The organism is Frigoribacterium sp. CFBP 13605 (assembly GCF_014839405.1).
Taxonomy (GTDB): domain Bacteria; phylum Actinomycetota; class Actinomycetes; order Actinomycetales; family Microbacteriaceae; genus Frigoribacterium.
This window is the reverse complement of record NZ_JACYNS010000167.1, coordinates 1-3,598: the sequence shown is the minus strand read 5'-3', so window position 1 is coordinate 3,598 and position 3,598 is coordinate 1. Positions and strand designations below refer to the sequence as shown.

Here is a 3,598-nt window from a genome sequence, read left to right as displayed (position 1 = left end):
TGGTGCCGCCCGTATTTTGAGAACTACACAGTGGACGCGAGCATCTTAGTCGCAAGCAGGGCCGGCCTTCGGGTTGGTTGTTGTTTGTGATACTAAGTGCAATTTCTTAGACCAATCCGCCCTTTGGGTGTGGTTGGCGAATGAGATAACACTGAGCTGTCAGTCTTTGGCTGGCAGCAACTTTGTGGTCAAGTTTCTAAGAGCAAACGGTGGATGCCTTGGCATCTGGAGCCGAAGAAGGACGTAGAAATCTGCGATAAGCCTCGGGGAGCTGATAATCGAGCCCTGATCCGAGGATTTCCGAATGGGGAAACCCCGCCAGGCGTTATGTCTGGTGACTCCCGCCTGAATATATAGGGCGGGTAGAGGGAACGTGGGGAAGTGAAACATCTCAGTACCCACAGGAAGAGAAAACAACAGTGATTCCGTCAGTAGTGGCGAGCGAAATCGGAAGAGGCTAAACCGGTCATGTGTGATAGACGGCGGTCGTTGCATGGTCGGGGTTGTGGGACCCGTTGTCCTGTTCTGCCGGACAGGAACAGTTACAGCGCAGTATAGGCGAACAGCTTTGAATGGCTGGTCATAGAGGGTGCGAACCCCGTAGCCGAAATGCTGGCGCTGGCTGAATGGGGATCCCAAGTAGCTCGGGGCCCGAGAAATCCCGTGTGAATCTGTCAGGACCACCTGATAAGCCTAAATACTCCCAGATGACCGATAGCGGACAAGTACCGTGAGGGAAAGGTGAAAAGTACCCCGGGAGGGGAGTGAAATAGTACCTGAAACCGTTTGCTTACAAACCGTTGGAGCCTCCTTGTAGGGGTGACAGCGTGCCTTTTGAAGAATGAGCCTGCGAGTTAGCGATATGTGGCGAGGTTAACCCGTGTGGGGTAGCCGTAGCGAAAGCGAGTCTTAATAGGGCGATCCAGTCGCATGTCCTAGACCCGAAGCGAAGTGATCTATCCATGGCCAGGTTGAAGCGACGGTAAGACGTCGTGGAGGACCGAACCCACTTAGGTTGAAAACTGAGGGGATGAGCTGTGGATAGGGGTGAAAGGCCAATCAAACTTCGTGATAGCTGGTTCTCTCCGAAATGCATTTAGGTGCAGCGTTGCGTGTTTCTTGCCGGAGGTAGAGCTACTGGATGGCCGATGGGGCCCAAAAGCTTACTGACGTCAGCCAAACTCCGAATGCCGGTAAGTGAGAGCGCAGCAGTGAGACGGTGGGGGATAAGCTTCATCGTCGAGAGGGAAACAACCCAGACTACCAACTAAGGTCCCTAAGCGTGTGCTAAGTGGGAAAGGATGTGGAGTTGCATAGACAACCAGGAGGTTGGCTTAGAAGCAGCCACCCTTGAAAGAGTGCGTAATAGCTCACTGGTCAAGTGATTCCGCGCCGACAATGTAACGGGGCTCAAGCACACCACCGAAGTTGTAGATTTCGTATTATAGACAAGCCTTCGTGGTTCAGTCGTACGGAGTGGTAGGAGAGCGTCGTGTGGCCAGTGAAGCGGCGGTGTAAACCAGCCGTGGAGGCCACACGAGTGAGAATGCAGGCATGAGTAGCGAAAGACGGGTGAGAAACCCGTCCTCCGAAAGACCAAGGGTTCCAGGGCCAGGTTAATCCGCCCTGGGTAAGTCGGGACCTAAGGCGAGGCCGACAGGCGTAGTCGATGGACAACGGGTTGATATTCCCGTACCGGCGAAGAACCGCCCAAGCTAATCCAGTGGTGCTAAGAGTCCTAACCCGGCTGAGTGGATCCCTTCGGGGTGATGCCGGCCGGTCTAACGCTCGACCCCATGCTGGTGCGGTTAACGTATTAACAGGTGTGACGCAGGAAGGTAGCTGAGCCAGGCGATGGTATCCGTAAGGTGAACCTGGTGTAAGGATGTAGGGCTGACGATAGGCAAATCCGTCGTCAATGCGCCTGAGATCCGATGCGTACCCCGATTGGGGGAAATCAGTGATCCTATGCTGCCGAGAAAAGCATCGACGTGAGGTTCAAGCCGCCCGTACCCCAAACCGACTCAGGTGGTCAGGTAGAGAATACCAAGGAGATCGAGAGAATCGTGGTTAAGGAACTCGGCAAAATGCCCCCGTAACTTCGGGAGAAGGGGGGCCGGAACCGTGATGGGATTTACTCCCGGAGCGGGAAAGGCCGCAGAGACCAGTGGGAAGCGACTGTTTACTAAAAACACAGGTCCGTGCCAAGTCGCAAGACGATGTATACGGACTGACGCCTGCCCGGTGCTGGAAGGTTAAGAGGAAGGGTTAGCGCAAGCGAAGCTCAGAATTTAAGCCCCAGTAAACGGCGGTGGTAACTATAACCATCCTAAGGTAGCGAAATTCCTTGTCGGGTAAGTTCCGACCTGCACGAATGGCGTAACGACTTCCCAGCTGTCTCAACCGCGAACTCGGCGAAATTGCACTACGAGTAAAGATGCTCGTTACGCGCAGCAGGACGGAAAGACCCCGTGACCTTTACTACAGCTTGGTATTGGTGTTCGGAGTGGCTTGTGTAGGATAGGTGGGAGACTGTGAAGCTTGGACGCTAGTTCAGGTGGAGTCATTGTTGAAATACCACTCTGGTCACTTTGGATATCTAACTACGAACCGTGATCCGGTTCTGGGACAGTGCCTGGTGGGTAGTTTAACTGGGGCGGTTGCCTCCCAAAAAGTAACGGAGGCGCCCAAAGGTTCCCTCAACCTGGTTGGCAATCAGGTGTCGAGTGTAAGTGCACAAGGGAGCTTGACTGTGAGACTGACAAGTCGAGCAGGGACGAAAGTCGGGACTAGTGATCCGGCAGTGGCTTGTGGAAGCGCTGTCGCTCAACGGATAAAAGGTACCTCGGGGATAACAGGCTGATCTTGCCCAAGAGTCCATATCGACGGCATGGTTTGGCACCTCGATGTCGGCTCGTCGCATCCTGGGGCTGGAGTAGGTCCCAAGGGTTGGGCTGTTCGCCCATTAAAGCGGTACGCGAGCTGGGTTTAGAACGTCGTGAGACAGTTCGGTCCCTATCCGCTGCGCGCGTAGGAAATTTGAGAAGATCTATCCCTAGTACGAGAGGACCGGGATGGACGAACCTCTGGTGTGTCAGTTGTCCTGCCAAGGGCACCGCTGATTAGCTACGTTCGGAACGGATAACCGCTGAAAGCATCTAAGCGGGAAGCCGGCTTCGAGATGAGATTTCCATACCCTTAGGGGTGAGAGGCTCCCAGCTAGACTACTGGGTTGATAGGCCGGATGTGGAAGTGGGGACTAACGACCCATGGAGCTGACCGGTACTAATAAGCCGATAACTTGACAACACTCCCTCCCTGTAGAGGTGGGGGAAAGCTGCTTGCGTCCACTATGTGGTTCCCGAAATACGGTCGGGAACAACTCAACAGACAAGTCGCCACATCTGTAACGGATGGGGTGCATGGTCTGAAACAGACTTCACCACCAGTAATGGTGTGTGGTAAATGTTTCGGCGGCCATAGCGAGAGGGAAACGCCCGGTCACATTCCGAACCCGGAAGCTAAGACTCTCAGCGCCGATGGTACTGCAAGGGGGACCTTGTGGGAGAGTAGGACACCGCCGGACTCCTTTTAGTGC

Annotated in this window: 2 rRNA genes; both read left to right on the top strand. The window is 54.4% G+C overall.

Going from position 1 to position 3,598, the window contains the following annotated elements:
• Nucleotides 1-186 precede the first annotated feature (186 nt).
• Nucleotides 187-3,309, top strand: a 23S ribosomal RNA gene (locus IFT36_RS15585).
• A gap of 160 nt (nt 3,310-3,469) precedes the next feature.
• A 5S ribosomal RNA gene (rrf, locus tag IFT36_RS15580) occupies nt 3,470-3,586 on the top strand.
• The last annotated feature ends 12 nt before the right edge of the window (nt 3,587-3,598 follow it).